Here is a 22161-nt window from a genome sequence, read left to right as displayed (position 1 = left end):
GGAGCGGTGGAGCCAACTGCTCACCTTCACCGCCGGCGGAGGCAGCAGAGTGGTCAAGCAGACGGCCGTCCGTACCGGGACGGTGGTCGCGTTCGTTGTCTTTGCAGTGATCAACGGCGTTGTGCCCGCGATGCCTGTGGTACCGGCCTCGTCCGCGCGACAGACACGTGATCGTTGGGGCGGTTGGCCCGGGTGATTTCCTGGGCTGGGGCGTACAACGGGAGATCCGCGGTGCGGCGCAGACGCCAGACGAGAACGTCGCTGACGGAATCAGCGGTGTCCAGTTCCCGGCCGGCGGCGGCCTCGGCGAGCAGGGCGCGGGGATTGTGGCCGGCGCGTTCGGCGTCGGCGAGGGTTGCGGCCAGGGCGTCCCAGCCGGGCTCGGCCAGCACGGTCTCGGCGAGCCCTGGCAGGACGGCGCGCACCGTGGTGGCGTGGTGGCGGCGCAGGGAGGGGGCGATATAGCGGCCACGCTCACGCAGCACCGCGAGGGGTTCGGCGGCTGCCTGCTGGTAGGCGGCCCGCAGGTGCGCGGCGGCCCGGCGCGCGGCTTCGGCCTGCTGGGCGTGCTGACGTTGGGCGTGCCAGTGGGCCGCCGCGATGGCGAGGAAGACCAGTGTGTCCAGGACCATGGCGGTGCCGGCTCCGTCCTCGCCTCGTCCGAACGCGGGCCCGCTGTACACCAGGTCGCGGGCTGCACGGCGCAGGTCCTGCGCGTGGCGGAACTCGGCTCGGGTGTGGGAGCGGGAGGCCCGCTCGAACTCCCAGGCCGCCTGCCGCAGTTCGCCGCGGGTGTGGAGGGCCGAAGTCTTGGCGAGGGCATCGAGGACCTCGCCGGCGGCGGCGATCTGGGCGGCAGCCGCGCCGTCATCGGTGCTGTGGTCGAGGACGAGTACTGCCGCCCAGGCCGCGTGGGCGGTGGTGCGCCGGGCCACGGCGGGTGCTGAGGACGCGGTAGAGCGTTCCGGCCGCTCGCTGTCGGCGGTCCCCGGTGGGGTGGAGTCGGTGGTGAAGCGTGCCTGGATGCGGGGCAGGGACAGGTCAGGGGCGAGCGTAGAGCCGGCGTAGAAGATCGGCTCCTTGTCCCCGTTGCGGTCACCGGGCAAGGCGACCATGTAGCCCTTCAGGTCGCCGGAGGGCAAGACCCTGGTACGCACGAGCAGCCCGGCGTCCTTGAGGCGTTCGAGGAACTCGTCCGTGGAGGCGGCACCGGCCACCGCGCGGCGCACGGTCTCGCGCAGCTCCTCGCGCGCAGCGCGGTCCCAGCCCAGGCGATCGGCCTTGTGCCGCTCGGCGCTGGTGGTGCGCTTCGCCGCAGTGCCGTCGCCGGGGGCAACACGATGGAGGTCGTAATCGGCTTCGATGAGGCGGGCTTCGCCCTGGGCGCGTTGGCCGGAGCGGTGGTGGTCGGGGCGGCGGCCGTCTTCGCGGACGAGGGTGGCGATGATGTGGATGTGGTCGTCGGCGTGGCGGATGGCGGCCCAGCGGCAGCCTGCGCCGTCGCCGGGGTCGATGCCGGTGGCCGCGACGATGCGGCGGGCGATCTCGGCCCACTGTTCGTCGGTCAGGAACGGGTCGTCGGGGGCGGCGCGCACCGAGCAGTGCCACACGTGCTGCTCGGGTCGCTGGTCTTGGTCGAGCAGGTGGAGGGGCTGGTCGAGGAGGTGAGCGAGGTCTTTCTTCGTGGCCGAGGGGTCGCGGCCGGGGTCGGGGGCCAGGTGGTCGAAGGAGGCGACCAGGTGCGGGTCGACGTGTTCCTCGTGCGTGCCCTTGCCGTAGAGGTAGCGGAGCAGGCCGAGGGTGCTGCTGCCCTGCCGGTGGATGCTGGGGATCAAGCCGCCTCACCCTCCTGCGCCTGGCGGTTGGCGACCCGGTCGACGGCTTTCTTCGTGGCGTTCGCCGCGCGGTGGACGTCGGCGAGCACCTCCTTGAAATAGGGCACTTCGCCGCCGGAGTTGAGCGCCTTGGCCACCTGGTTGAGGTTGCTGCCGGCCCAGCCGAGCTGTCGGCGCATGGCGAACAGCTCGGTGAGCACATCGCGTTCGGTGGCGATGGTGACGGCGGTGCGGGACTGGTCGCGGGCGGCGGCCAGCGCGGAGTGCGCGAGGAAGCCGGCCACACTCATACCGACGGCATCGGCGCCGGCCTGGATGATGGCGTGCTCGTGATCGCTGAGGCGGACGCTCTGAGCGGGGCGCTGCTTCTTCTCGCGCAGACGCGCCTTCCCCTTGATCTTGGTCCGGCGCGTACGGCCGGCCTTTCCTGGCTGCGATCCGCCCTCGGTCGCAGCCTCCCCGTCCGGCGCCCCCTGGCGCCGGGCGGGCCCCGCCGCCCCCGGGGCGGGGTCGGGTTCGGGCGCTCCCCCTGCGGGGGAGTGTCCGAACCTCCAACTTGCTGCGCGGTTGTCTGGAGCGGTGGGCGTCTCCTGCCGGTTGGGTTGGTCATGGTGTCGATCGTGCATGTGTGGTTCTCCGGGGTGTGTGGTCGGTAGGGGGGCTGAGCCGTCGAGGCACCGAGCGATGGCAGATGTGGCCAGTGGCCGGGGCAGTTCGAGAGGGTGTGGGAGCTGCGCGAAGCACCGTCAGGGGCAGGGCCATGGTTGCGAGGAGAGCAACGGGGACCGGTCCCCAAAGCCTGCGGTGCACGGTCCCCAGACGCCTGGGGACCGGATGCGAGGCTCGTCGGGGACGGTCCCCCTGACACGCCGTCACGGGGACCGTCCCCGTTCCACTGCACGGTCCCGGTCCCCGAGGGGACCGAAGGGGCGACTGCGGGGACGGTCCCCGCTGCTGCGGACGCTCCGGGACCGGCATGAAAGGCCATCTGAGCTGCGGTTTCAGAGGGGACCGGTCCTCGAAAACCGTCGGCACGGTCCCCGGGACGCGGTCCCCGAAGTGCTACTCGGGACCGTGTACAACTGGTTCGGGACCGAAGGTTGCAGCCCACCCAGCTGTAGCAAGGAGTGAAGCCGGACGGCGTCACACAGCTCGGCGTTGGTCCCTCCGGGTGGCGGACAGGTCGACACGCGACGGGTGGGGAGTCGCACGTACGGCATTGCCCCGGGCGGCTCCGTCAGGGCTTGCCCTGCGTTGACGACACGGGGAGCCCACGCGTGCGTGGCACCAGTCGCACCGGACACCGAGCGCATCCGGGACTCCCTCATCGATGGCGGACTCGCGCGCCGAGCGATTCGGACGATAGCGGGCCAGCTCGGCGCGTACGGCCTGCGGGATACACGATCCGATCTCGCGCATGCGCTTCTCGACATCGCGAGGCCGGTCACCGCGTGTGATCTGCCGATGCGTCGAAGGGGCGGCCATGCCGGCCGCGACAGCGTTCCGGGACTGGAGCAGCTCGGCACGCCACGCGGCCGGATCATCCGGATCGGCGCCAGGAGTGGGGTCGGTGTGCCGGTCAAGGCGGTCGCGTCGGTGGGCACGCCATCTGCGGGCGACGTCCACGGGCAGGATCGGGTACGGCGAGTCGAGGACGTGGGCCCGTATTGCCTCGCGGACGTCCCAGCCGTGAGCGGTGGCGAAGGGCACGTCGTCGAGCAGTTCCTGCCACTGAGCGATCTGGTCGCGGGCTTCGCCCGCGTTGGTGCGGGCGGTGCGGGGGTCGAGGCGGCCGATGTAGGCGAGGACGGCGGCGACTTCGCGTCGGTCCAAAGGCGAGTTACTCCGTTCCGGTCGGTTCGTCGAGAGCGGCGAGCAGGGCGGCCATGTGTGCCTCGGAGCGCGTCATGCCGGGGGCTGCGGTGGGGGTGCCGCCGGGCAGGGCGTACAGGTTGGGGCGGCCAGGGGTGGGGGTGTGTTCCCGGGAGATCCACGCACGCCAGTCGGTGGCCCACGCGGCGGCGGTGCGGGGCGCCCAGGGAGTCCGGTAGCTGCGCCACTTCTCGTCGGCGGCGTGCAGGGCGTCTTCGCCGAGTCGGGCGAGGTGGCCGTGGTGCTGGAGCCAGGCTCGGGCGTCGTCGTCGATCTGCCAGGCGGTGGCGGAGATGAGCGGGGCAGAGCTGCTGCTGCTCTTACCGTTCACCTTCGGTTCTCTACAGTTCTGGGGGTCGGATTCCGCACCCCCTCCGGGTCGGAATCCGTATCCCCCGGGGGCCGGGTTCCGTTCCCCCGGGTCGGAATCCGGCCCCCCTTCGAAGAGGGCGGCAGGGTCGGATTCTGACCCCCAGGGGGTCGAAATCTGATCCCCCTGGAGGGTCGGATTCCGACCCCCCTCCGCGGCCGGTTCGGCGAGGGACCGGGCAGCAACCGGGAGGCGGTAGTACGTCTCCCCCCTGGGCCCCTTGCGATCGGGGAGCTGCACCAGCTCGCCGTCGGCGATCAGCTTGGCCAGCGCGTCGCGTACGGCGGTGCGGGAGGCGTTGGCGCGTTTCATGAGGGTGGGCACGGACGCGTACGCGACGCAGTGCCGGTCGCGGCACCGGTCGGCGATCAGGGCGAGGACCATGCGGGCGGTGCCCTTGCTGTCGCTGTGGTCCCACACCCATTCGCGGGCGTCGTAGCTCATCGGGTGGCGGCTCCTGGGTCGGGGCATGGAGGTGCGGTCGGCCCTTGTCGGGCGATGCACAGGGAGGGGGTTGCGCACAGCCCCGGTCCGAAGGTGCGGGGAGGGCTGGTGGCGTCGTATAGCCAAGACAGCCACATCCATGCCACACAAGTCCAGCATTCCGCCGAGAAATCAGACAGCCGACGGCGAACGCTTACTGAGGGCAAGGCATCGCCAAAATAATAAACCTGAATCGGCCGTTGCCGAAATAATGCCCCGTCAGGCGAAGCCAGGAGGATCACATCGGGAGACCGTTGACTTCCGCCGCGGCGCCAAGCTACAACACAACACCCCACGTCAGAGCATGCTGTTGGGTCGACGAAGGTAACGCCCACGGATGCCCGAACCCCCGCCCGGAGGTAACTCCCGCCCGTCCGCCGGGCGCAACATAGCCGACGATCGCCGGTTAACCAAACCGGCGAATGGAAGCTACAAATGGAGCTATGGCAGCACGATCCCTGGAAATCGGACCGGCCGGAATACGGACCGCCCGCACCATCGAAATCCTCCGCAACGAGCGCGGCCTCGCCCAGCGCGAGCTCGCCGCCCGCGTCACCGCGCTCGGCCGTCCGATGACCAACACAATGCTGTCCCGCATCGAACGCGCCCAACGCCGCTGCGACATCGACGACCTCGTCGCCCTCTCTCAGGCTCTCCGGGTTTCGCCCCTGGCCCTCCTCCAGGGGATCCGCGCCGCGTAGCCCAGGTGCCGCCTGCCGAATGGTCTGCCACCCGAACCGCCCCCGAGTAAAGGACGAAACGCCCTTGCGCCGAACCGCAATACCCCCTGCCTTCTCCCGCTCCCAGCACATCGCCCGCACCACGCAGGAGGTGCCCGCGAATGCCTGACCGTCTCCTGACCGTGGCCGAGGCCGGCGAACTGCTCGGGACGGGCGAGCGCTTCGTTCGCCGCCTGATCGCCGAGCGCCGCATCCGTTACGTGAAGCTCGGCCGCCCGGTCCGCGTCCCCGAGAGCGCGATCGCCGAGTACGTCGAGGCGCGCACCGTCGAGCCGGTTCGTCGTAGCCGTACCCGCTATGGGAGGGCGGCCTGATGGCGGCACGCAAGCCACAGCGGCGGCGCGAGTTCGGCACGGTACGCGAGCTCGCCTCCGGCCGATGGCAGGCCCGGTACCTCGGACCGGACGGCCAGCGGCACAAGGCACCGGAGACCTTCGAGACCAAGTCCGACGCCCAGGACTGGCTCAACCTCGTCCGCGCGGACATCGAGCGCGACGTATGGCGTGATCCGGACGCCGGCGCGATCAACTTCGAGAAGTACGCGCTGCGTTGGATGGAGGAACGCGGCCTCGCCCCCACCACGCTCGACCGTTATGACGGTCTGCTGCGCCTCCATATTCTGCCGACGTTCGGCGGCAAGGACCTGGACGAGATCACCCCGCCCTCCGTCCGGACCTGGCGGGCCGAACGCCTGAAGGCGACCGGCGCCACCACGGTCGCCAAGGCGTACCGCCTGCTGAAGGCCATCCTTCAGACCGCCGTCGATGACGACCTGCTCCGCAGCAACCCGTGCCGCATCAAGGGCGCCGGCAAGGAGGAGGCCGACGAGCGGCCCACCGCCACCATCGAGCAGGTCTTCGACCTCGCTGACGCCATGGGCCCGCGCTGGCGCCTGATGGTCCTGCTCGGTGCCTTCGCCTCCCTCCGCCCGGAGGAACTGGCCGAACTGCGCCGCCACAGTGTCAATCTCGACGAATGCTCTCTGCGCGTCAGCCAGGCTTCACCGGAGCTGACCAACGGCAGGAGGGTCACCGGCGACCCCAAGACCCGCGCGGGCAAGCGCACCGTCTACCTGCCTGACTTCGTGCTCCCTGAGCTGCGCCGCCACCTTCGGTGGTTCGCCGAGAAGGAGCGCGATGGCCTCCTCTTCGTCGGAGAGAAGGGCGCTCCCTTCCGCCGTTCGACCTTCGGCCGCAAGTGGCGCAGGGCCCGGACGAAGGTCGGCATGCCCGCCAACTTCCGTTTCTACGACCTCCGCCACACGGGCAACACCCTGGCCGCCGACACCGGCGCCAAGCTGAAGGACCTCATGGTCCGCGCCGGGCAGTCGTCGGAGCGGGCTCAGCTGATCTACCAGCATTCGACGGCGAAGCACCAGAAGCGGTTGGCCCAGGGTATCGACGCTGAGGTGCGTGCTCAGCTCCGGGAATCGACGACCCAACCGAGTGCCCGGGAGGCATGACGTTCCGGTTCCCTGCTGAGGTGCTGGCCGCCGTGCTTAATCCGGCCGGTACCCCGGATGGGCTGAGATGCCGATTTGGGCGCTTTGCGGCGTCTTGCTCGTCGTCCTCAGGTAGTCGATGCCCCTGACCAGCCTAATTTCTTGATTCTTGGCCTCATTTGAGGGAGGATTTCCGGAAGTCGAGGTAGCTCGTCGAGAGGTTGGACATGACTGTCGTGCACGCGGAGGACCTCCGGGCCCGTAACCGACTCGCCGAGCTCGGAATGTCCGTCGAAGGTATCGAAGATGCGCTGCGGCGAGCCGAGGCCGAGCGCAACTTCTGCACACCGTTGGACCCGGTTTCCCTGCCCGGCAACATCTTCTGGGGGCGTACCATCCGCTTTTTGCGGGAGACGTACATCCCTGAGGGATGGACGAGCGCAAGCCCGAGCAACGTACCGCTGCTCGTCGCGCCTTCAGGCAACTTCGCGATCACAGCTTCCAGCGGAAGCCCTGAAACGGGGTACGCCGTGCTCACGCCTTCCACTCGTTACCCGAAAGGCAACGCGGTGATGAAGCGAGTGGAGGCCAACAGGCAGCTACTGCTGTTCGGCGAGCCTGAGGCTCCGGGCGAGCAACAGGACGTCGGGGATGGTGTTCCTACCTGGTTCCTGCTTTATCACCATGCCAAGACTGACCGGGGAACCCGACTGCACGCGGAGCTGTCGTTCCCGAATGACCCCGGTAACCGTGGCAAGATCAGCAGCTGGCACGAGCGGATCGTCCTCCCCTGGATCGACTTCGAGGGCTTCACCCCGTTCGTCGACGACGCTGACGACCAGGGCGGCATCGACATCCCCATTGAACGTCTGGCCTGAGTGGCCTGCCCCGACCTCCCCTTTGGCGCTCCCATGACCACCGCATCTCGGCTCGTACTGGCGCGCAAGCGTCGAGGGCTCACCGTCACTCGCCTCGCTCAGTTGGTCGGCCTGACCCCACGCAGATTGTCTGACTACGAGAGCGGGCGGGCCGTACCCAGCCCGCCGTCTCTGGAAGCGATTGCGACGGCGCTGGAGTTTCCCCCCTCCTTCTTCAGCGCCGAAGAGGTGGCCGATCTGACGGTCGACTCGGTGAGCTTTCGCGCCTTGAGCAAGATGACCGCGTCCCAGCGGGACATCGCTCTCAGCTCTGGGCGGCTCGCAAGCGTGCTGCAGGACTGGATCGGTGAGCACTTCCGCTTGCCGGCTCCCGACATTCCGTCACTGACCTCGTTCAGCCGTCTTGGCTCGGACGAGGACCAGATTCCACACCCCGGCGAGGCGGCAGGTACGGACTGTCCCGCGGAGGAAGCCGCCGCACTGGTGCGAGCCCGTTGGGGACTGGGAAACGCCCCGATGCCGAATGTGGTGCACCAGCTTGAGGCCCACGGCGTTCGCGTCTTCTCGCTCTCCCGGGCCTGCCCAGAGGTCGACGCGTTCTCGTTCTGGGACCGGGGGATCCCGTTCGTGCTGCTGAGCACGGAGAAGACCGCGGAACGCGGGCGCTTCGATGCGGCCCATGAACTCGGTCACCTCGTCCTGCATGGCGAAGAACAGATGCCACATGGGCCCCAGGCCGAAGCCGAAGCCCACAGATTTGCGGCCGCGTTTCTTATGCCGCGAGCAGATGTGCTGGCCCACGCACCACGAGGGGCGAGCACCAACTGGATCCTGCAGGCCAAGCGGCGCTGGAAAGTCGCCGCCATGGCTCTTGCCCACCGGTTGCACGAACTGGGCCTGACCACCGAGTGGCAGTACCGAACCCACTGTGTGGAACTCGGCCGCCTCGGTTACCGCAAGTCGGAGCCCCGAAGTGGGGTTGCCCGAGAGACCTCGCAAGTGTTGGGCAAGGTCTTCACTGCCCTGCGCAGCGAAGGCACCCGCCCGGCGGACGTGGCCCGACAACTACATCTGTGTCCTGCCGATCTCAATGATCTGATCTTCGGTTTGGTAGTCACTGCGCAGGAAGGTGAGGGGCAGCGGCGTCCCGACTCCGAGGGCAGGCCGCGACTCTCCTTGGTCCGCTGACAATTGCCAGCATTGCTGGGCGATCCCAACTCCGTGGCGCCATAAGGGAAATAGGGTCACACTTGGTCGGTGCAGATCCCTGAGGCCACATACGGCGCCGCAATACGCATCAGCCCCGTCAGCCCCCAGAACACAGCGCTCCTGGCCTCCATCGTCGAGTTGGGCGATCGGTTCAGGAGCAAGCTCGGCTTTCTGCCGCCGGCGGTCTACCAGCAGGCCGCTGAACAGAACACCCTGTTGGCTGCCGTGGCGGGCCCAGACCTCATCGGCTACGCCCTGTACGGGCTCCCAGGGCAGCGCATTCGCCTGACTCACCTCTGCGTCGATCCCAGTCGGCGGCGTGGTGGGGTGGCCCGGATTCTGGTGGACGAGATCACTCGCCGTCATCAGGACCGTCTCGGCATCATCGTGAGGTGCCGCAAAGACTACGGTTACGAGCAAATGTGGCTGAAGCTCGGCTTCGAGCCCCGCGATGAGGTCGATGGTCGAGGCAAGGACCCCAAGCCGCTCGTTGTGTGGTGGCGTGACCACGGTCATGCAGATCTGTTCACCGACCTGGAGCCGACGGCCCTACTCACCTCGCTATGGACTGCAACGTGTTCGCCGACCTTCACGCGGCGAACAACCGAAATGGTTCGCAGGAGACCCAGGCTCTTGGAGCGGAGTGGCTGACAGGACTTGTCGAGTTGGTGGTCCTGCCTGAGCTTGTAGCCGAGATCGGCAAGATCCCGGAGCAGACCGACCGACGCAGTCAATTGCGCGTGTCAAGCACCTACAGACGCCCCCGATCCGACAGACAGCTGGCAGACCAGTTCGTACCCCAGTTGATTACCTTTGCTCGGGAGCAGCTGGGCATCACGCTACCCGTCAAGCCGAATGACCTATCGGACCTTAGGTATGTGGCTGAGGCTGGCGCGGCCGGTGTCCCGTACGTTGTCACCCGCGACGACAACTTCCTGCGGCTCTCGGAGGCCGCCCAGCAGGTCTGCAACGTCCGCATCCTGCGGCCCTCAGACGTCGTTTTGCACCTCGACGAGTTGCGGCGTAGGCAGCTGTATCAGCCAGGCCGTCTCCTCGGCACCTCCTACACGACGAGGGCCGTTGCGGCAGGCCGGGAGCAGGAGCAGCTGATTTTTCTCGACAAACCCGGCGGAGAACGTCTGAATGCTTTCAGATCGCGACTACGCGAGCTGGCGGCTCAGCCAGCCAGGTGGGAGCGCCAGCAGATCGTGGACGACCAGGGGCAGCTCTTCGCTACGTACTGCCATGGGGGAGGACAGGAGCAGCTTCAAGTGCCGCTCCTACGCGTCGTCGGCGGGCATGCACTAAGCGAGACCATCGCCCGGCAGATCCTTTTCCTGCTGCGTCAGCACTGCCGGATCGTCGGCGCAGAGGTCCTGCGACTGACCGACCCGCATCTTCCGTCCACGGTACGTGCCGCAGCCCAGGAGGACGGGTTTCAGCCCCTCGGAGACGATCTGATCGCCTTCGTTCTGGACAAGGTTGCGGACACGAAGACCGTTGATGAGCATGCGGCTGCCCTTGCCAGCCAGCTCGGCCTTGAGCTGCCCCAGCTTCAAGCTCCTCTGCCGGCGGCTGCGGCGTCCGCTGTCGAGCGGGCCTGGTGGCCGCTGAAGATTACTGATGCGGAGCTGCCGACCTTCCTCGTGCCGATCAAGCCGAAATACGCGTACGACCTCTTCGGAGTCCCTGAGGGGCTCGTGGCCCGCAGCGACCAGCTAGGACTGAGCCGGGAGCATGTCTACTATCGCGCTGCTCGTTCCGGCGGCGAGAGAGTGCCAGCCCGCATCCTGTGGTACGCCAGCACTGATCCGACGCTCACTCTGTCGTCGGTCATCGCTTGCTCACGGTTCGATGCCACCGTCGTCGACGACATTGTTGAGCTCCACCAGCGCTTTCAACACCTGGGCGTGTGGAACCTCGCGGACGTCCTCAGGCACTGCGAAGGCCACGCCCAGGCCCGGGCCATTCTCTTCTCCGACACGGAGATCTTCCCGAACTTCGTTCCGCTCAAGCGACTTAAACAACTGGCCGACCGCCAGAGTCACACCCTCAACGTACAGTCGGTCTTCAAGATCTCGTCTGCCCTGTTCCAAGCCATCTACGAGGAAGGCCGATCCGCACGGTGACCGACTCAGAACGCGCTCTCCTGCTATCTCTGCACCCGCGCTTTGCGACCTCGATCCTGGATGGGCGTAAGTCGGTGGAGCTCCGTCGTCAGAGAGTGGCAGTCCCTCCCGGCACGCCGGTCGTTCTCTACGCCACTTCGCCGGTAATGGCATTCGTCGGTACTGCGCGCGTTGCTCGCGTTGACACAGCATCTCCCTCCGAGGTGTGGAAGCGGCACCGTTCCGAAACAGGGATCAGCCGCGCCGAGTACGACACCTACATGGATGGGGCAGCCCAAGCATCAGCACTCTTGTTGGAGGCTCCCGAGCGGCTGGAAGAACCGGTGCCGCTGGCCCACCTTCGGGCCGGCGGCGCCTTCCACCCACCGCAGAGCTATCGCTACATCGCTGAAGACACCCTCCACGGCTTGGTCACTGGGCATGCCATGGCTGACGTCCTACTCGATCGGCTCATCAGAGCGACTTCAACCGCCTCGGCTGCTTCCACAGCCCATACGGCGGGCGGTGCCGTGCGTAACTCGCTGCAGTCAAGCCCGGGCAGCCGAGCTGGGCACTCAGCGCTCCGTTCCGCTGTCCTGTTGGTCGGGCCTGCCTCGTAGGGCAGTGTTCACTTCGTCAAATTGCGAGAGCGGCTTGACGAGTCTGCGAACTGGGCTTTTGCGTATGCAACTTCACCCAACAAGCGTCCTGGCGTGACGCAGGCCACATGAAATGCGTCTCGCCATTTGAGACGCTTGAGGGGTTGAGTCTCTCGCGGTAATGCGGGAGCACCCCGGAGTGGTTCCTCCGCCTCCACTTAGGGCACGCGAAGGGCACGCAGTCCTCGAATTGGACTAGACAACAATAAACCCCAGGCCGCTGACCTGGGGTTTCAATATGGAGCGGGTGACGAGAATCGAACTCGCACTCTCAGCTTGGGAAGCTGATGTTCTACCACTAAACTACACCCGCGCGACGCCGGTCGGACCGGTGTCGAAACGCAACGTCACCTTACCTCATCCCCGGCCCCTGGCGCTGAAGCCGTGGGGCCGGTGTGCGTTGCAGGGGTGGGATGGGGGCTGCGGGGGACGGGAGTTGGGGCGTACGGTGGGGTGGGGGAAGAGGGTCCGGGTGGGATCGGAGTGCCGCCTGGAGGGTCGCCCCGACCATCCCGTAATGTGGCTTTTGTCGTCAGGTGAGCAGCAGCCCGACGCGGCTCTTGGGGAAGGGACTCCAGAACTTGATGGAGCGCACCGTGGTCCGTTGTGCCGATGGGCACGTGTTCAGCACCGCTTCGTTCCCGATGCAGCAGGCCGAGCGCCTCGGTCCCGGACGGCTCGTCCGGTGTCCTCGCTGTGCGCGGCTTCGCAGTGTCGTTCAGGTGACCTTGGAAAAGCACTAAGAAGTTCCACTGAGAAGTTCCACTGAGAAGTTCAGTGCCAGGCGCGCGGGTCCGTCCGATTGTGGTCGGTCCGCGCGCCTTGCGTATCCTCGGGGCGTGCTTCTCTCAGACAAGGACATCCGGGCCGAGATCGACGCCGGGCGAGTGCGGATCGATCCCTACGACGAATCCATGGTGCAGCCGTCCAGCGTCGACGTGCGCCTCGATCGCTTCTTCCGGGTGTTCGAGAACCACCGGTACCCCCACATCGACCCCTCCGTCGAGCAGGCCGACCTGACGCGGCTCGTGGAGCCGGAGGGCGACGAGCCGTTCATCCTTCACCCCGGGGAGTTCGTTCTCGCCTCGACGTACGAGGTCATCAGCCTCCCCGACGACCTCGCCTCGCGACTGGAGGGCAAGTCCTCCCTCGGCCGGCTCGGGCTCGTCACCCACTCCACCGCCGGCTTCATCGACCCCGGCTTCAGCGGACACGTGACCCTGGAGCTGTCGAACCTCGCCACGCTCCCCATCAAGCTCTGGCCGGGCATGAAGATCGGCCAGCTGTGCCTGTTCCGGCTCTCCTCGCCGGCCGAGTTCCCCTACGGCAGTGAGCGCTACGGCTCCCGCTACCAGGGCCAGCGCGGCCCGACCGCCTCCCGCTCGTTCCTCAACTTCCACCGGACCCAGGTATGAGCGCCGTACGGGAGAACCTCACCTACGAGGCGTTCGGCACCGCCGTCCGGGAGCTCGCGCAGACCATCGCCGACGACGGGTACGAGCCCGACGTCGTCCTCTCCATCGCGCGCGGCGGTGTCTTCGTCGCCGGTGGTCTCGCGTACGCCCTCGACTGCAAGAACATCCACCTCGTGAACGTGGAGTTCTACACCGGTGTGGGGACCACCCTGGAGATGCCGGTCATGCTGGCCCCCGTCCCCAACGCCATCGACTTCTCCGACAAGAAGGTCCTCATCACCGACGACGTCGCCGACACCGGCAAGACGCTCAAGCTGGTGCGCGACTTCTGCCTCGACGCCGTCGCCGAGGTCCGCTCCGCGGTCATCTACGAGAAGTCCCAGTCCCTGGTGAAGTGCGAGTACGTCTGGAAGCGCACGGACGACTGGATCAACTTCCCGTGGAGCGTCTTGCCTGTAGTACGTAGGGCGGGGGAGCCGGTCACTCCCTCCAAGGAAGCTCTCTGAGCGAGCGAACAGCTGGATGTTGCCGGGGCTTTCGGCATTCACACGGCCACGTGGACAGGCCGCGCGTTCTCGCGCCCGTAGGTCAGAACCTGCGGAAGCACCTCGCGGAAGCGGGCGACATCCTCGGCCGGCGCCTCCAGCACGGCCTCGATCTCAGCGTCGTCCAGGCCCAGCGCGGGCAGTGACTCCGGGGCCAGGGAGACCCTCAGGACGTTCCCGGTCAGCTCGACCGACCGAACGCATCCGTACGCCGTGCCCTGGCCAGCGGTGACCAGGCAGTGCGTGTCGAATCCCAGCGAGACGTCCTGCTCGTCGGGCTCATCGGCCCTGCGCTGGAACAGCAGCACGAAACCGCTGCCGTCCTCCCCCTCCGCGATCCCCGCTTCGATGTAGTCGTCATAGTCGAAGTCGATCTCCGCCCCGGCGGCGCGGGCAACGAACCTGTAGGTCATGACCGTGTTCTATCAGCGTGCCGACCGAGGGGTTCGGGAGGGCCTGTGGTGCGCAAGGCGGGTGACGTTGTCACGCTCGCCTTGCGCGTGGCACCGCTTCAGTTCGCGCGCAGACTCCGCACGCCGTCCCGCTCGAAGTCGTAGATGTGGTTGTTGAGCCGGAGGCCGTCGATCGCGCCGATCCACATGTTGTCGCGGCCCTTGCCCACCGCGACCGAGAAGACCGTCGGTGTCGCGCCGAGGCTGCTGAACGAGGCCCTCAGCGCGGTGAAGGTGCACGGCGTCGCCAACTTGCACGCCGTCTCGGCGCCCGTGAGGTACCAGGTGCCGGTCTTGGTGGCGTCGAGGTACGGGCTCCACTGGTTGACGGCCGGGACCGCCGGTGGCAGCCACACCAGCGTGGAGTAGTTGTCGTTGGGCTGCAGCGGCAGGTTCGGATCGATCTCGATCTTGATGTTCGGCATGTTCGTCGCGCCGCCGTAGTCGACGTTCTCGCCCGTCTGGAAGACCCGGAAGCCGACCTGGCGGAGCGTCAGGATGCGGCTGCCGACGAAGTCCACCTCGTTGCCGAAGTCGACCTTCTCGCTCGGCGGGCTGAGCGATGTGGACCTGTCCGCCACCTCGATGCCGAGGCTTCCCCGCCCGAACGGCGGCTTCGCGAAGGCGGCCGGTACGCCCGAGACGTACGGGCCGTTGCGCAGTTCGGCCACGGGGGAGCCGATCGTGTTGCGGGCGATCACGCCCCAGTGGTCCGGGGTACCGCCGCCACCCCCGTCGGCGACCGCCGATCCCGGGAGGATCGCGGCGATCACGGCGGCCAGCAGAGCGGCCGCGACCACGCTCTTCCGGCTTCTACCAGAACGAGATCCAGCGAACACTGAGCGCTCCTTACAGAGGGTGCGGGAGCGGTCACATTAACTGACTCTGAGTAGTCAATTATGGGCGACATGCGGGGCTTATCGCCCATTTGGGGCCCGCCGCGTCCCTCTGCTCGTGGCGTCCTAGAAGGTGCCCAGCTTCACGATCGACAGCAGTGCGATCAGCTGGATCGCCGACGCGCCCAGGGCCTTCGGCCAGGGGAGGTCGTGGGAGGCCTTGACCATGAGGGTCAGCAGGACGCCGGCGGCCACCCAGGTTGCCCAGCCGAGGAGTTGGACGAACGACGCGTCGCCGCCGGCGAACATCGCGACGACCAGGCGGGGGGCGTCCGTGAGGGACATGATCAGCATGGAGAGGCCGACCGTGGGCTGCCATGCGCCGTCGCCGCCGAGCTGGCGGGCCAGGGCGTGGGTGACGACGCCGAGGACGAAGGCCGACAGGGCCATGGCGACGGCCGTCGTGAGGACGATCGGGATCGCGTTCGAGAGGGTGGCGTTGATCGCGTCCTCGCGGGCGCCCTCGAAGCCGAAGACCGCGAGCAGGCCGTAGAGGAGGGTGACGATGAGGGCCGGGCCCCACATCGAGTAGTCCCGCATCTGGAGGAAGGTCTGGTTGGGGGAGGTGAAGATTCCGCTCAGCAGGGCCTTCCAGTGCAGACGGGGGCCCGCCGGGGCCGGGGCCGAGCCCGCCCGGTAGGTGCCGCCCGGGTTGTAGGGGTCCTCACCGACCGAGAACGCCTGGGTGTGGCCCGGGTTGTCGGCCGCGTACGGGTCCGGGCCCTGCGGGTACGGGGCGCCCGCGCCCGCGCCGAAGTACTCCGGCTCGTCGTAGCCTCCACCACCGCCCTGGGTCCACTGGCCCTGGGCGCCCGCGGTGCCGTAGGGCTGGGGCTGCGGGGGCGCGGGGGGATAGCCGTACGACTGTCCCTGGGGCGCCTGCTGCCCGTACGGAGGGTGTTGCGGTCGCGTGTGAGGAGCGCCGTTGTCCCGGCCGCGTCCGATCCTGAATCCAGCCACGTCTTCGAACGTACCCGGTCCCGGCGGACAACGTGCGGGGCGGGGCGTTTCGGGGACGGCTTTGCGGCTGAGCTGTGACATCCCCTAAGGGGCCCCTGAGGGACCTCTGAGGGACCTCTGAGGGGCCTGAGGGGAACGGCGGTGCCCCCAGGCCCGGGAGGACCTGGGGGCACCGAACTGTGCGGCCGTGACCGTTACTTCACCGGTTCCGGCTCCGGCTCGTTCTCCGACTCCGCGGCGTCCGCGGGGTCGACCGGTGTCCTGACGGAGTCCAGCAGCAGCTGGGCCACGTCGACGACCTGGATCGACTCCTTCGCCTTGCCATCGTTCTTCTTGCCGTTGACCGAGTCGGTCAGCATGACCAGGCAGAACGGGCAGGCCGTGGAGACGATGTCGGGGTTGACGGAGAGGGCTTCGTCGACGCGCTCGTTGTTGATGCGCTTGCCGATCCGCTCCTCCATCCACATCCGCGCGCCACCGGCGCCACAGCAGAAGCCGCGCTCCTTGTGGCGGTGCATCTCCTCGTTGCGGAGACCGGGGACGCTGGCGATGATCTCGCGCGGGGGCGTGTAGATCTTGTTGTGGCGGCCCAGGTAGCAGGGGTCGTGGTAGGTGATGATGCCCTCGACCGGGGTCACCGGGACCAGCTTGCCCTCGTCGACGAGGTGCTGGAGCAGCTGGGTGTGGTGGATGACCTCGTAGTCGCCGCCGATCTGCGGGTACTCGTTGCCGATCGTGTTCAGGCAGTGCGGGCAGGTCGCGACGATCTTCTTCGCGGACCTCGGCTTGGCGGACTCCGGGACCACCTTGCCGTCGTCGTCCAGCTCCTCGCCGAACGCCATGTTCAGCGCCATGACGTTCTCCATGCCGAGCTCCTGGAACAGGGGCTCGTTGCCGAGGCGGCGGGCGGAGTCACCGGTGCACTTCTCGTCGCCGCCCATGATCGCGAACTTGACGCCTGCGATGTGGAGCAGTTCCGCGAAGGCCTTCGTGGTCTTCTTCGCGCGGTCTTCCAGCGCGCCCGCGCAGCCGACCCAGTACAGGTACTCGACCTCGGTGAGGTCCTCGATGTCCTGGCCGACGACCGGGACCTCGAAGTCGACCTCCTTGAGCCACTCCAGGCGCTGCTTCTTCGCCAGGCCCCAGGGGTTGCCCTTCTTCTCCAGGTTCTTGAGCATGGTGCCCGCCTCGGACGGGAACGCGCTCTCGATCATCACCTGGTAGCGGCGCATGTCGACGATGTGGTCGACGTGCTCGATGTCGACCGGGCACTGCTCCACGCAGGCGCCGCAGGTGGTGCAGGACCACAGGACGTCGGGGTCGATGACGCCGTTCTCCTCGAGCGTGCCGATCAGCGGGCGCTCGGCCTCCGCGAGAGCCGCGGCGGGCACCCCGGCCAGCTGCTCCTCGGACGCCTTCTCCTCGCCCTCCATCGACTTGCCGCCGCCTGCGAGCAGGTACGGCGCCTTGGCGTGCGCGTGGTCGCGCAGGGACATGATCAGGAGCTTGGGGGAGAGCGGCTTGCCGGTGTTCCAGGCCGGGCACTGGGACTGGCAGCGGCCGCACTCGGTGCAGGTGGAGAAGTCGAGCAGGCCCTTCCAGGAGAACTGCTCGACCTGGGAGACGCCGAAGACGTCGTCGTCACCGGGGTCGGTGAAGTCGATCGGCTTGCCGCCGCTCGTCATCGGGAGCAGGGCGCCGAGCGAGGTCGCGCCGTCCGCGTTGCGCTTGAACCAGATGTTCGGGAAGGCCAGGAAGCGGTGCCAGGCCACGCCCATGTCGGTCTTCAGGGCGACCGTGATCATCCAGATGAACGAGGTCGCGATCTTCAGGCCGGCGAAGAAGTAGGTGAGGTTCTGGAGCGTGGAGAGGTCCAGGTTCTCCAGTGCCGAGACCAGGGGGTACGAGATGAAGAACGAGGCCTCGTAGCCGTCCACGTGGTGCTGGGCACCCTCGAGCGCGTGCAGGGTGAAGATGCAGACGCCGACGATGAGGATGACGGCCTCGACGAAGTACGCCTGGCCGAAGTTGGAGCCGGCGAAGCGGGACTTGCGGCCCGGCTTGCGCGGGTGGTTCAGCTGGCGGATCGCGATCAGCACCAGGATGCCGAGCACCGTCATCGTGCCGATGAACTCGACGAAGACGTTGTACGGGGCCCAGTCGCCGATGACCGGCAGGATCCAGTCGGCCTGGAACAGCTGGCCGATGGCGTTGACGATCGTCAGCAGCAGGGTGAAGAAGCCCACCGCCACGAACCAGTGCGCGACACCGACGATGCCCCAGCGGTTCATCCGGGTGTGGCCGAGGAACTCCTTGGCCACGGTGACGGTGCGCCGGCCGGGCTCGTCGGTGCGGGTGCCCGCGGGCACGTCCTGGCCGAGCCGCATGAAGGTGTAGATCTGAAGGAGGGCGCGGGCGAACAGGGCCGCGCCGACCACGATCAGAACCAGCGACACGATGATCGCGGCGAGTTGCATTTGGGGGCTCCTCGGGCCTGCGAGGGTACTTAGAGCGACATTACTAAGCGGTAACTTATATCCGTCTGAGAGTACCCCCATCCTCCGCCGCACTGTAACCGGACGCGGAGTGATCTGGATCGCTGAGGGTTACCTTAAAACCCGATCGTGTTATTCATGCTGAATTGGTACATACGGCGTTAATTTGGCCTGGTGCTCTATGGGATTCTCGCCGCCACCTCCGCCCTGTTCCTCGCCGCCGTCCTCGCCGCACTGCTGCGGCTGCCCGCCCTGCGCCTCGGGATCGTCGACCGGCGTCGGCGGCGGCCCGTGCCGCTGTCGGGCGGCGTGGCGGTGGTGACGGCCACCTGTCTCGTGGCGGTCGTGGGGGACTGGAGAGCCGTCGCACCGCTCGAGCCCGAGGTCGGCAGGCTGCTCGTCGCCGGGGGCGCCGCGGCGCTGCTCGGGCTCGTCGCCGACGTGCGGCGGGTCAAGGCGCGGTTCCTCGTCGGCGGTACGGCCGTGGCGGCGGCCTGTGTGGTGCCGTACGAGGAGACGGGCGTGCCCGCCGGACTCCTCGCCGTCGGCTGGATCGTCTTCGTCACCCTCGGGTTCAAGGCGCTGGACCACGCCGACGGGCTCGCCGGGACCGTCGGGGTCGTCACCGCCTTCGGGGTGGGGGCCTGCGCCGCGGCCGAGGTGATGGACGGGCTCGCCGTGCTGCTGAGCGTGCTGGCCGCCGCGCTGACCGGTTTCCTGATGCAGAACTGGCATCCCGCGCGCGGGGGGCTCGGCGCGTGCGGGTCGCTGTTCACCGGGTTCGTGCTCGCGTCGGCGGCCGTGACGACCCGTGCCGGGCAGGAACTCGGTTCCGGCGCCGGGGTGTTGTTCGCGCTCACGGCGGTCGTGGCGGCGGACGTCCTGCTCGTGGTCCTGACCCGGCGGCCCCTGCTGCGCGGCGGCCCCGACCATCTCGCGCACCGGCTGCGCCGTCTCGGGCTCACTGCGCAGGGGGCGACCGTCGTGCTCGGTGCGGCGGCGTTCTCCGGGGTACTCGTCGGGGTCCTCGTGCATCTGGGCCGGCTCGCCGCGAGCGGGGTGTGGTGGGTGGCGGCCGGAGCGCTGGTGTTCGTGCTCGGACTGCTCCGCGTCAAGCCGCACGGCCCTCGGCGTGGACGCCCGCCTGGACCTAGGCGCGCTACGAACACCCAGGTCAGAGCCAGCTTGCGTGTAAGGAACGGATAAGAGTTGAGCCCCCGTGACTCAGGTCTGTTGACCGAGTCGCGGACGTCGTGCACACTTGAGCCTGTTCCACTCAAGTCAGCTGGAGGAAATCACCATGGCACGTGCGGTCGGCATCGACCTGGGCACGACTAACTCCGTCGTCAGCGTTCTGGAGGGCGGCGAGCCCACCGTCATCACCAACGCCGAGGGTGCCAGGACCACGCCGTCCGTCGTCGCCTTCGCCAAGAACGGTGAAGTGCTCGTCGGCGAGGTGGCCAAGCGCCAGGCGGTCACCAACGTGGACCGGACCATCAGGTCCGTGAAGCGCCACATGGGCACGGACTGGAAGACGGAGCTGGACGGGAAGCCCTTCAACCCGCAGCAGATGTCCGCCTTCATCCTGCAGAAGCTGAAGCGGGACGCCGAGTCCTACCTGGGCGAGAAGGTGACCGACGCGGTCATCACCGTCCCGGCGTACTTCAACGACTCCGAGCGCCAGGCGACGAAGGAGGCCGGCGAGATCGCGGGCCTGAACGTCCTGCGCATCGTCAACGAGCCCACCGCGGCCGCGCTCGCGTACGGCCTCGACAAGGACGACCAGACGATCCTCGTCTTCGACCTCGGTGGCGGCACCTTCGACGTGTCCCTCCTGGAGATCGGCGACGGCGTCGTCGAGGTGAAGGCCACCAACGGTGACAACCACCTCGGTGGTGACGACTGGGACCAGCGCGTCGTCGACTACCTGGTGCAGCAGTTCAAGTCCGGTCACGGCGTGGACCTCGCCAAGGACAAGATGGCCCTCCAGCGCCTCCGCGAGGCCGCCGAGAAGGCCAAGATCGAGCTGTCCAGCTCCACCGAGACCTCGATCAACCTGCCCTACATCACGGCCTCCGCCGAGGGCCCGCTGCACCTGGACGAGAAGCTCACCCGGGCTCAGTTCCAGCAGCTGACCGCGGACCTCCTCGAGCGCTGCAAGACCCCGTTCTTCAACGTCATGAAGGACGCCGGCGTCTCCATCAACGAGATCGACCACGTCGTCCTCGTCGGTGGCTCCACCCGTATGCCCGCCGTCGCCGAGCTCGTCAAGGAGCTCACCGGCGGCAAGGACGCCAACAAGGGCGTCAACCCGGACGAGGTCGTCGCCATCGGCGCCGCCCTGCAGGCCGGTGTGCTCAAGGGTGAGGTCAAGGACGTCCTGCTCCTCGACGTGACCCCGCTGTCCCTCGGTATCGAGACCAAGGGAGGGATCATGACCAAGCTCATCGAGCGCAACACCACGATCCCGACCAAGCGGTCCGAGATCTTCACGACGGCCGAGGACAACCAGCCGTCCGTGCAGATCCAGGTCTACCAGGGCGAGCGCGAGATCGCGGCGTACAACAAGAAGCTCGGGATGTTCGAGCTGACCGGTCTGCCGCCCGCCCCGCGCGGTGTCCCGCAGATCGAGGTCGCCTTCGACATCGACGCCAACGGCATCATGCACGTGACCGCGAAGGACCTCGGCACGGGCAAGGAGCAGAAGATGACCGTCACCGGCGGCTCCTCGCTGCCGAAGGACGAGGTCGACCGGATGCGCCAGGAGGCCGAGCAGTACGCGGAGGAGGACCACCGCCGCCGCGAGGCCGCCGAGACCCGCAACCAGGGCGAGCAGCTCGTCTACCAGACGGAGAAGTTCCTCAAGGACAACGAGGACAAGGTCCCCGGCGAGGTCAAGACCGAGGTCGAGGCCGCCGTCGAGGAGCTGAAGGCCGCGCTCAAGGGCGAGGACACCGCCGAGATCCGTACGGCGACGGAGAAGGTCGCCGCGGTCTCCCAGAAGGTCGGCCAGGCCATGTACGCCGACGCCCAGGGCGCTCAGGCCGCGGGCGGCGACGCCGGTGCCGAGGCTCCCAAGGCGGACGACGACGTCGTGGACGCGGAGATCGTGGACGACGAGCGCAAGGACGGTGCCGCGTGACGGAGGAGACCCCGGGCTTCGACGAGAAGCCCGACGTCCCCTCCGGCGCCACCCCCGACGACGCCGAGCCGACGGCCGCCCCCCAGGAAGGGGCGGCCCCGGCCGGGGACGCAAGTGCCCAGATCGCCGGTCTGACGGCCCAGCTGGACCAGGTGCGCAAGGCGCTCGAAGAGCGCACCGCGGACCTCCAGCGGCTCCAGGCCGAGTTCCAGAACTACCGCCGCCGCGTGGAGCGGGACCGGATCACGGTCAAGGAGATCGCCATCGCGAACCTCCTGACCGAACTCCTGCCCGTGCTCGACGACATCGGCCGCGCACGCGAACACGGTGAACTCGTCGGCGGCTTCAAGGGCGTCGGGGAATCGCTGGAGTCCGTCGCGGCGAAGATGGGCCTGCAGCAGTTCGGCAAGGAGGGCGAGCCCTTCGACCCGACGATCCACGAGGCCCTGATGCACAGTTACGCGCCCGACGTCACCGAGACGACGTGCGTGGCGATTCTGCAGCCGGGGTATCGCTTCGGCGAGCGCACCATCCGCCCCGCGCGGGTGGCCGTGGCCGAACCGCAGCCGGGCGCGCAGACGGCCAAGGACGAGTCCGAGGCCGGCGACGACAAGGACAACGGCCCTGAGGAGGGCTGAAGTCGTAGAGATTGATCGGGACA

21 protein-coding genes and 1 tRNA gene are annotated in these 22161 nt (G+C 67.9%); 13 read left to right on the top strand and 9 right to left on the bottom strand.

All coding sequences use genetic code 11. The features are described from left to right. Positions 1-110: 110 nt before the first annotated feature. From ACFYRX_RS24980 to ACFYRX_RS24965, 4 genes are all read right to left on the bottom strand, one after another. Positions 111-1835: a relaxase/mobilization nuclease domain-containing protein gene (locus ACFYRX_RS24980; RefSeq protein WP_389103607.1), complete on the bottom strand. Its 1725-nt coding sequence runs from the start codon at positions 1833-1835 to the stop codon at positions 111-113. Then, on the bottom strand, positions 1832-2461 hold the full coding sequence (locus ACFYRX_RS24975; RefSeq protein WP_389103605.1) for a plasmid mobilization protein: 630 nt from the start codon (positions 2459-2461) through the stop codon (positions 1832-1834). Before ACFYRX_RS24975 ends, ACFYRX_RS24980 begins: the two co-directional genes overlap by 4 nt. A 517-nt stretch (positions 2462-2978) precedes the next feature. After that, complete coding sequence (locus ACFYRX_RS24970) at positions 2979-3668, bottom strand: hypothetical protein (RefSeq protein ID WP_389103603.1); 690 nt, start codon at positions 3666-3668, stop codon at positions 2979-2981. Positions 3669-3675: 7 nt separating this feature from the next. Further along, positions 3676-4521: a helix-turn-helix domain-containing protein gene (locus tag ACFYRX_RS24965; protein WP_389103602.1), complete on the bottom strand. Its 846-nt coding sequence runs from the start codon at positions 4519-4521 to the stop codon at positions 3676-3678. A 482-nt stretch (positions 4522-5003) separates the two neighbouring features. Between ACFYRX_RS24965 and ACFYRX_RS24960 the strand changes: the two genes are divergently transcribed. The 8 genes from ACFYRX_RS24960 (at position 5004) to ACFYRX_RS24925 (ending at position 11556) form a co-directional block, all read left to right on the top strand. Then, entirely contained in the window at positions 5004-5261 is a 258-nt protein-coding gene (locus tag ACFYRX_RS24960) for a helix-turn-helix domain-containing protein (RefSeq protein WP_389103601.1), read from the top strand. Between the two features lie 140 nt (positions 5262-5401). Then, on the top strand, positions 5402-5614 hold the full coding sequence (locus tag ACFYRX_RS24955) for a helix-turn-helix domain-containing protein (RefSeq protein ID WP_389103599.1): 213 nt from the start codon (positions 5402-5404) through the stop codon (positions 5612-5614). Further along, on the top strand, positions 5614-6762 hold the full coding sequence (locus tag ACFYRX_RS24950) for a tyrosine-type recombinase/integrase (protein WP_389103597.1): 1149 nt from the start codon (positions 5614-5616) through the stop codon (positions 6760-6762). The genes ACFYRX_RS24955 and ACFYRX_RS24950 overlap by 1 nt, the downstream gene beginning before the upstream one ends. A 206-nt stretch (positions 6763-6968) precedes the next feature. Continuing rightward, positions 6969-7619: a hypothetical protein gene (locus ACFYRX_RS24945; protein ID WP_389103595.1), complete on the top strand. Its 651-nt coding sequence runs from the start codon at positions 6969-6971 to the stop codon at positions 7617-7619. A 33-nt stretch (positions 7620-7652) separates the two neighbouring features. After that, positions 7653-8807, top strand: a complete 1155-nt coding sequence (locus ACFYRX_RS24940; protein WP_389103593.1) for a helix-turn-helix domain-containing protein — start codon at positions 7653-7655, stop codon at positions 8805-8807. A 69-nt stretch (positions 8808-8876) separates the two neighbouring features. Beyond that, entirely contained in the window at positions 8877-9479 is a 603-nt protein-coding gene (locus ACFYRX_RS24935; RefSeq protein WP_389103591.1) for a GNAT family N-acetyltransferase, read from the top strand. After that, a complete protein-coding gene (locus tag ACFYRX_RS24930) occupies positions 9392-10957 on the top strand; it encodes a GNAT family N-acetyltransferase (protein ID WP_389103589.1) in 1566 nt (521 codons plus the stop codon). The genes ACFYRX_RS24935 and ACFYRX_RS24930 overlap by 88 nt, the downstream gene beginning before the upstream one ends. Then, a complete protein-coding gene (locus ACFYRX_RS24925; RefSeq protein WP_389103587.1) occupies positions 10954-11556 on the top strand; it encodes an ASCH domain-containing protein in 603 nt (200 codons plus the stop codon). Before ACFYRX_RS24930 ends, ACFYRX_RS24925 begins: the two co-directional genes overlap by 4 nt. 278 nt (positions 11557-11834) lie before the next feature. Here the strand turns inward: ACFYRX_RS24925 and ACFYRX_RS24920 are convergent. Continuing rightward, positions 11835-11908: transfer RNA gene (locus ACFYRX_RS24920), tRNA-Gly, on the bottom strand. Positions 11909-12434: 526 nt separating this feature from the next. On the opposite strand from ACFYRX_RS24920, the gene dcd reads away from it, so the two are divergent. Beyond that, positions 12435-13010: a dCTP deaminase gene (gene dcd / locus ACFYRX_RS24915; RefSeq protein WP_037702868.1), complete on the top strand. Its 576-nt coding sequence runs from the start codon at positions 12435-12437 to the stop codon at positions 13008-13010. Beyond that, positions 13007-13516, top strand: coding sequence for a phosphoribosyltransferase (locus ACFYRX_RS24910; RefSeq protein ID WP_389103585.1), 510 nt, complete (start codon positions 13007-13009; stop codon positions 13514-13516). The genes dcd and ACFYRX_RS24910 overlap by 4 nt, the downstream gene beginning before the upstream one ends. Before the next feature lie 38 nt (positions 13517-13554). Here ACFYRX_RS24910 and ACFYRX_RS24905 read toward each other — a convergent pair whose 3' ends face one another. The 4 genes from ACFYRX_RS24905 to ACFYRX_RS24890 all read right to left on the bottom strand — a co-directional run bounded on the left by ACFYRX_RS24905 (position 13555) and on the right by ACFYRX_RS24890 (position 18340). Further along, on the bottom strand, positions 13555-13968 hold the full coding sequence (locus ACFYRX_RS24905) for an Imm10 family immunity protein (RefSeq protein ID WP_389103583.1): 414 nt from the start codon (positions 13966-13968) through the stop codon (positions 13555-13557). 98 nt (positions 13969-14066) lie between these two features. Continuing rightward, positions 14067-14807, bottom strand: coding sequence for a hypothetical protein (locus tag ACFYRX_RS24900; RefSeq protein ID WP_389103581.1), 741 nt, complete (start codon positions 14805-14807; stop codon positions 14067-14069). A 162-nt stretch (positions 14808-14969) separates the two neighbouring features. After that, positions 14970-15944, bottom strand: coding sequence for a Yip1 family protein (locus ACFYRX_RS24895; protein ID WP_389103578.1), 975 nt, complete (start codon positions 15942-15944; stop codon positions 14970-14972). A gap of 113 nt (positions 15945-16057) precedes the next feature. Next, a complete protein-coding gene (locus ACFYRX_RS24890) occupies positions 16058-18340 on the bottom strand; it encodes a heterodisulfide reductase-related iron-sulfur binding cluster (RefSeq protein ID WP_389103576.1) in 2283 nt (760 codons plus the stop codon). A 192-nt stretch (positions 18341-18532) separates the two neighbouring features. Between ACFYRX_RS24890 and ACFYRX_RS24885 the strand changes: the two genes are divergently transcribed. The 3 genes from ACFYRX_RS24885 (at position 18533) to grpE (ending at position 22138) form a co-directional block, all read left to right on the top strand. Continuing rightward, the gene (locus ACFYRX_RS24885) at positions 18533-19564 is read left to right on the top strand and encodes an MraY family glycosyltransferase (RefSeq protein WP_389103574.1); all 1032 of its coding nucleotides are present in this window, start codon (positions 18533-18535) and stop codon (positions 19562-19564) included. 94 nt (positions 19565-19658) lie between these two features. Then, positions 19659-21500 carry a molecular chaperone DnaK gene (gene dnaK / locus ACFYRX_RS24880; RefSeq protein WP_389103571.1) on the top strand — a complete coding sequence of 614 codons (1842 nt, stop codon included), beginning with the start codon at positions 19659-19661 and terminating at the stop codon, positions 21498-21500. Further along, positions 21497-22138 (top strand): nucleotide exchange factor GrpE, encoded by a 642-nt coding sequence (grpE, locus tag ACFYRX_RS24875; protein ID WP_389103568.1) that lies wholly within the window; start codon positions 21497-21499, stop codon positions 22136-22138. The genes dnaK and grpE overlap by 4 nt, the downstream gene beginning before the upstream one ends. The last annotated feature ends 23 nt before the right edge of the window (positions 22139-22161 follow it).

This window comes from Streptomyces sp. NPDC005374, assembly GCF_042872225.1.
Taxonomy (GTDB): Bacteria; Actinomycetota; Actinomycetes; order Streptomycetales; family Streptomycetaceae; genus Streptomyces.
The sequence above is the reverse complement of the archived record's forward strand: the minus strand, read 5'-3'. Positions and strand labels throughout refer to the sequence as shown.